General features: G+C 36.7%; 5 protein-coding genes. 2 read left to right on the top strand and 3 right to left on the bottom strand.

The annotated features are described in order from the left end of the window. Positions 1-397: 397 nt before the first annotated feature. The 3 genes from H280_RS0122500 to H280_RS0122490 form a co-directional block, all read right to left on the bottom strand. Positions 398-1,924, bottom strand: a complete 1,527-nt coding sequence (locus H280_RS0122500) for a C40 family peptidase (RefSeq protein WP_020063348.1) — start codon at positions 1,922-1,924, stop codon at positions 398-400. A gap of 209 nt (positions 1,925-2,133) precedes the next feature. After that, entirely contained in the window at positions 2,134-3,006 is an 873-nt protein-coding gene (locus H280_RS0122495; protein ID WP_020063347.1) for a D-amino-acid transaminase, read from the bottom strand. A 238-nt stretch (positions 3,007-3,244) separates the two neighbouring features. Beyond that, the gene (locus H280_RS0122490; protein WP_020063346.1) at positions 3,245-5,167 is read right to left on the bottom strand and encodes an LTA synthase family protein; all 1,923 of its coding nucleotides are present in this window, start codon (positions 5,165-5,167) and stop codon (positions 3,245-3,247) included. A gap of 625 nt (positions 5,168-5,792) precedes the next feature. Here H280_RS0122490 and H280_RS0122485 point away from each other — a divergent pair. After that, a complete protein-coding gene (locus tag H280_RS0122485) occupies positions 5,793-6,158 on the top strand; it encodes a YkvA family protein (protein ID WP_020063345.1) in 366 nt (121 codons plus the stop codon). 29 nt (positions 6,159-6,187) lie between these two features. Then, positions 6,188-6,682 (top strand): metal-binding protein, encoded by a 495-nt coding sequence (locus H280_RS0122480; RefSeq protein ID WP_020063344.1) that lies wholly within the window; start codon positions 6,188-6,190, stop codon positions 6,680-6,682. Positions 6,683-6,917: the final 235 nt, after the last annotated feature.

Below are 6,917 nucleotides of genomic sequence, written 5' to 3'. Positions count from 1 at the left end.
TTTCTTCACGTAAAAGGTAGTAAGAAAAAACATATCAAACCGTTGTCATTCGCAGGTTTCACACGCTTGTTTCTTTGTGATATTCTGCCGTTTGAGTGGAGAATTTGTTTGAAAGAAATACTGGCATTCCATCGGCAAATAAGTCAAATAGATACTGTATAATTTTGGTTAATCAACACGTGTGGGATTTTATATTAGTTTTTCCATTGTACTTATATATATACCTGATTTTTTTAACAGATAAGTCGCTGCTATGGAGAAAAAAGTGATGTGCACTCTTTTCGCTCTTTGTTTTAAATTCCGTTCGTGGCAGAAAAGGGGTTTATGTCAGGTTTTTAATTTGAATTTATATAACAAAAGAGCCTTCTAGTAATCTAGAAGGCTCTGAAACTATTAATTAATAAGGCTTAGAATATCCTAAGAAGTGGCTACTCCAATATGAGTTATTTAATGATACCACTTTAACTCCATTGTCCCCAGCTTGAATAAAGCTACCGCCACCAAGGTAAATACCAATATGAGATGGGCCAGATTTATATGTGTCTTTGAAGTAAATCAAATCGCCTGGTTGCGGGTTAGATGTATGTTGGAAGCTGCTCCAATATCCAGCTACGCTTTGACGACCGATTGAATAGCCAAATTTTTTATATACGTGATAGATGTAACCACTGCAGTCAACGCCGTTTGCAGAAGTACCGCCCCATACATATGGAACACCTTCCATTGATTTTGCGTATGAAAGTAGTGATGAGGTATCACGAGAGTTATTGCTTGTATTGTTATTATTGTTGCTGTTGTCAGCTGGTTTTTGAGTTGGCTTATTATTTTGTACACCGCTTACAGGTGTTTTAGATAAGAAGCGAGTTCCTACATAGCCAGTGCGGCCGTTATAGCTAACTTTGCTCCAGCCAGACTCATCTGCAACTACTTGTACTTTTTGTCCTTGCGGCAGTGCACCGATTACACCATAGTCTGTTCCAGCACCGCTGCGTACATTTAATGCACTTGCATTAACGTAATATTCTCCGCCGCCTTGAGCTGGAGTTTCGACTTTGTTATTATCGTTATTGTTAGCTGGCGGATTAGATGTAGCAGTGCCGCCTTTTACAAATTTCACAAATTCGCTGCTCACATAACCTGTATTTCCATTATGCTTCACTTTGAACCAGCCATTTTCAGCGCCAATAACGTTTAACGTTTGGCCTTTTAATATGCCGCCAATGATACCGTGGTATGTAGCCGGTCCTGTACGAACACGTAAAGACGTAGCGTCTACAACATAAGTACCGCCTGTTTGAACTGTAACATTGTTGTTATTTTGTTGTTTGTTATCTTGTGCATTTGAATCAGAACCGCCTTTTGTTACATAGTCTTTGCTAACATAAGCGTTTTGTCCGTCGTAACTAATTTTGAACCAATCTTGCACTTCACCAACGACTTGTACAACTTGTCCTTTATGTACAGAGCCTAATTGTGTGTGTGATGTGCTAGGGCCTGTGCGAACGCGAAGGGAAGATACACTTACTGTATAGTTTCCGCTTGCTGGTTGAACAGTTGAATTGTTTTGTGATTGAGAGCCACTGTTAGTAGCGCCCGCATTTACAAATTCACCGCTAACGTAACCGATTTTTCCATTATGGCTAATTTTGAACCAGCCGTTTTCTTGGCCAATTACGTTTAGCGTTTGTCCTTCATATACACGAGACGAAACATCGGAAGATGTACTAGGACTTGTACGAACGCGTAATATGTCTGCATTTACTGTGTATTTTGTGTCACTTTTTGGAGCTGCTTTAGTTGTTTGTGTTGTTTGTGCAGGTTGTTGTGCGTTTTGTCCAGGTGTTTCTGCCTGAACTGTGCCCATTGTTGGGGCTGCTGCACCTGCTACAGACACTGCTGCAAGACCAGCAAGATATTTTTTCATAGTTTGTCGATTCCTTTCTGTCTGTATTGTAGGTGATGAAAAAATTACCAACTACTAAAAATTCTAAAAGGGTTGTCGACTGATGTCAATGCTTATAGCCAAATCCATATATGACAAAAAGCTTAAGAAAAAGAAAGGTGCCAATTTGCACCTTATTCTGTAAATTATATCTATGTATTTACAATAAATAGATAGATATTCATTTGGTTTTAAGGTAAAAAGACGTTGGAAGTAGAAAAGCTTTGCATAAATGTTTTTTGTAGTAATTTTGTGACAGGGCCTACTTGTCCGTTTTGAATAGGGGTTCCATCTAGATGGGTAAGCGGCATTACTTCAAAGGTTGTGCCTGTAAAGAAGCATTCATCTGCTTTATATACATCATGAATGCTAAATAATTCTTCTCGCAGAGAAATATGTAATGTATGGGCAAGCGATATAATATATTGCCGAACAATACCGTTTAAAATGAGATGATTTGCGGGATGGGTGTATAGTATGCCATTTTTCACAAGAAAGAAGTTAGAAAGACTACCTTCTGTGACAATGCCATTCCGAACGAGAAGAGCCTCTTTGCAGCCTTTTCGCTCTGCTTTTGTATTAGCCAGTATGTTTGGTAATAAATTTAATGACTTAATATCGCAGCGAAGCCAGCGAATATCGGGCTCTGTTATCGCGCGAATCCCATATTCAATCCATAAAGCAGGTCGCTCTTTTTTTCGAATGTAAGCATAAATAGTTGGAGTTGTATCAAAAGAGAAGGCATGAACACGAGGTTTGATACCTCGGGAAATTTGTAAATAAATAATGCCGTCTTCTTGAAATTGATTCTTTTCAATTAGTTCGTATAAGGATGAGATAAGTTCAGCTTTTGAAAGAGTAAGGGACAGCTCAATTTCTTCCATAGAGCGGTACAACCTTGTGATATGTGGATCTAATAAGTGTAAAGTCCCCTTATAAATACGAATAACTTCATATATGCCATCACCAAACTGTAGACCGCGCTCTTCTAAATCAATATGAGGTTGTTCTTTTGTTGTATCAATTATTTTTCCATTCCAAAATACAAAGCGTTCATACGTCATGTTTTCCCCTTCCTTCTCCAAGTAGTATTTGCACATACAAATTCGAAGATTGAAAGAAAGAATCCTGCTTTATAATACAAAAAAAACAACGTTCTACAGTGGAACGTTGCATAAAGGAGGGTAGCTTGTTTATTAGGGACAAAGCTTATATGTTTTATTATAGATATGTTTCGTGAATTTTATGTAAAATTTTGGTGAAGGTTGTGTAATGATTACACAGCTATAAAAAAAGCGCTGATTACTCAGCGCTTTTTTCTTTAATCGTTGTTTTGATTGTACCCGTTTTTGTTTTGTTCCCTTCATAGAAACGAAGTAAATCGCCTTCAATGATTTTATCTGACATATGCAATTCATTTTGAGCACGGTCAACCATTGCTTGTGCTTCAGCTTTTGGTACTTGTGCAACTTCACCTGTTAGGCGGTTATAGAATGTGTTGTTTTTGTAAATATATTGATCAGTAACGAAGCTTCCATCACGTAATACGACAAATGGTTTGCGTTCTGGTGCGAACAAGTCATGCCCGAAGTGAATATCATTTGTTGTATCAACACCTAGTAAGTGAAGGATTGTTGGTTTTACATCAATTTCTCCAGCAGGTGCTGAAATTGTTTTACCTTCTTTTTGACCAGGAACGTGAATGAAGAACGGCGTACGTTGTAAGTTCATATGGTCAAATGTTGTAATTTCTTCTTTTCCTAAGAACTGTGCCATTGCACGGTTATGGTTTTCAGAAATACCATAGTGGTCACCGTAGAATACAATAACAGAGTTATCGTAAAGACCTTCTGCTTTTAAACGTTCAATAAAGTGTTTTAACGCTTCGTCTAAATAGCGAGCTGTTACTACGTAATTATCAAATACTTCGTCACCAGAGTTATAAGGTTCAATTAATTTTATTGCCTCATTATAATCAAATGGATAATGGTTTGTTAATGTAAGGAAACGTGTATAGAATGGTTTCTTAATATTTTTTAACATACCCACTGATTGATCAAAGTACTCAATATCTTTTAAACCCCAACCTAATTTTGTTTCAGGTGTAATCTTATAATCTAATTCGTTAAAGTAACGATCGTAACCAAGTGCTGGGTACACGATGTTGCGGTTCCAGAACGTTGCGTTGTTCGCATGGAATACAGCTGTGTAATACCCTTGGTCATGCAAAATTTCTGGTGTTGCAACAAATTCATTGTTACCGTGTGTAAAGAATACAGCGCCGCGATCTAATGGATATAATGAGTTGTCTACAAGAAACTCTGCATCAGATGTTTTTCCTTGGCCTGTTTGATGATAGAAGTTGTCAAAGTAATAGCTTTCTTTTGCAAATTGGTTTAAGAATGGCGTTACTTCTTGCCCATTTACTTTTGAACCAATTAAGAATGTTTGCATGGATTCAAGAGATACAACAATTACGTTTTTCCCTTTTGCTGCGCCGAACATATTTGGATCTGGCTTTTCTTGTACTGTCTTCACATAGTTTTCTGCTTCTTGCAACTTACTTCCATCTGCAAATGCTTTTTGTGAACTTGATTTTGCTTGTAAGCCAAGATCGTATATTTGGTGTGTGTATAAACCTAAGTTTTTCACAAGCATGACGCGGTCAAATGAACGCGTTAATAATTCAGGACGCTCTGTTTCTGCAAGTCCTAAGTTTGCAAAGAAAATTGCAATTGTTGATACAAAATATAGTGAGCGCATTGGACGTGAAACACGCTCTGTTTTTGCATACTCTTTCTTTTTCTTTAACAAAATGAAGAAGAAGATAAGATCCGCAAATGCAACAACAATTTTGTAGTTAAAGAGTGATTTTACACTAGAGCCAAGACTACTGAAGTTTGACGTTTGTCCAAGTACAGGTAATGTTACAAAGTCATTATAGAAACCATAGAACATTACGTTACCAACAAGAACAATAGTAAGGACAAAGTCGATTCCAAGTGCAATGTAATTTCGTTTTTTTCCTTTTGCAAATAATGCAAGACCCACTAGAAATAATGATGTTGCTAATGGGCTAATAAATAAAATAAATTCTTGCATAAACGATTCTAATTTTAAGTCGAAACTAGTACGTGTGATGATATACGTTTTTAACCATAATGTAAGGGCAACAAATAACGTAAATCGCACGTTTTGAAATTGTGATTTCAAAGATTCCTTCATCCATTTTCACCCTTTCTCTATCAGGCTTGGTCAATTTTTGAGAGAAAAATGCTAAAATAAAAAATACATAGTTTTCTTTGCCATGGATAGAGTTTTTTCTTTCATACATCCATATATGACTTGAACTATGCATACCTTTTGTTTTCCTGTCACTATGTTGTTCCATAAGCACAACGTCATTTTTGTATTATACAACAAAAATTGGCTATTAGGAACACATTGGAGTTTTACATTTTTTGTATTTTTTCCGTTATAGCTGACAGTGAAAACTTTAACATTGGTTTATATGCTCGTCAACTAAAAAATATAACAAAATTGGGAAAGAATATGTAGTAGGAGAGAGTATTTTATATTGAGAAAAATTTAAACCGAACACTTGTTCTTTTTGTGTTTGTTTGCTATAATGAGGGTATATGATAAGTAACGTTCCAAGCTAGAATCTACACTATATTGTATGTGTGTGAAGTTTGCTTATGTTGTAAATAAACTTGATTTATTAGAAATAAATATGAAATTTCTATTAGTAGGAGAATATCACTTGCTAATAAAACGCTCTTACTAAATTTCTTTATTTTGTCACAAATTGATCGCAAATTGCGGGAAAATAGCGAGGAGAGATTACATAATGAAGGAGAATTTTTCAGTTGAAGCGTTTTGGAATAAAGTAAAAAATGCGGCAATTAAGGCGGGACATTCAGTCATTTATGCTAGCTTGTTGCTGTTTTATGTATTACAAAAAAGAGATGTTCCAAAACGAGTAAAGTTTGTAATTATTGGTTCTCTTGCGTACTTTATTGCACCGATTGATGCGATTCCTGATTTTGTAGCTGGACTTGGTTATACAGATGACTTAGGTGCATTAACAGCTGCACTCGTACAAGCTGCAATGTATGTCGATGAAAAAGTAAAAGAACAAGCGCGTACAAAACTGGGAGAATGGTTTAGTTCTGATGTGGATACGTCACTTATCGATCAAAAGTTAGATTCGTGAAGCGAAACGTCTAACGGAAGGAATGGGATATGCCATCAGGAAAAACACACACGAAGATAAACTTAGTTTCTCTTCCTATCGTATTATTTATGCTTGCTTCTTACGGGTTAACAAATTTTGATTTTTTACTTACGTTTGCGATTGGGTTTATTGTTGGAACTTATTTTTTAACACCGGATTTGGATATCCATAGTGCCGCTTATCGGAAATGGGGATTACTTCGTATCTTTTGGTATCCATATCAAACTATGATGCCGCATCGCTCACCGCTTACACATACCATTATTATTGGTGATTTAATTCGGCTTCTCTATATGCTGCTTGTTTTCTCACCGTTTTTATACGTGTTAAATAAAACGCTGCTAGAGGGGGAGTTGCTTGAAATTGCCAAGGAACATGAAGTAGAAATTATCACGTTTGTACTCGGCGTTATAGCTGCTAGCACATTACATATTATAGCGGATGGCGTGAACACGAGGCGGAAAAAGATGATGCACCGCAAACGGAGAAAAAGAAGATGGTAAAAGCACTTGCATACGGCAAGTGCTTTTATCAGGCTGTGGAGAAAGCCTTCTCCACAGCCTGTTTTTGTGTCTGAACATCTTTTTATCTGTCAACACTGATAAAAAAGATGCAAAGGAGCGATGCCCCATGATGGGAGCGCTGAAAAATCATCGTGATGAGCGCGTAACAATTTCTGTAGAAGAGTTAGTTCCGCAAGACCATTTCCTTCGTGCCATTGAGGCAACAATCGATTTT

It is taken from the genome of Bacillus sp. 123MFChir2, from assembly GCF_000383235.1.
Classification (GTDB): domain Bacteria; phylum Bacillota; class Bacilli; order Bacillales; family Bacillaceae_G; genus Bacillus_A.
The sequence above is the reverse complement of the archived record's forward strand: the minus strand, read 5'-3'. Positions and strand labels throughout refer to the sequence as shown.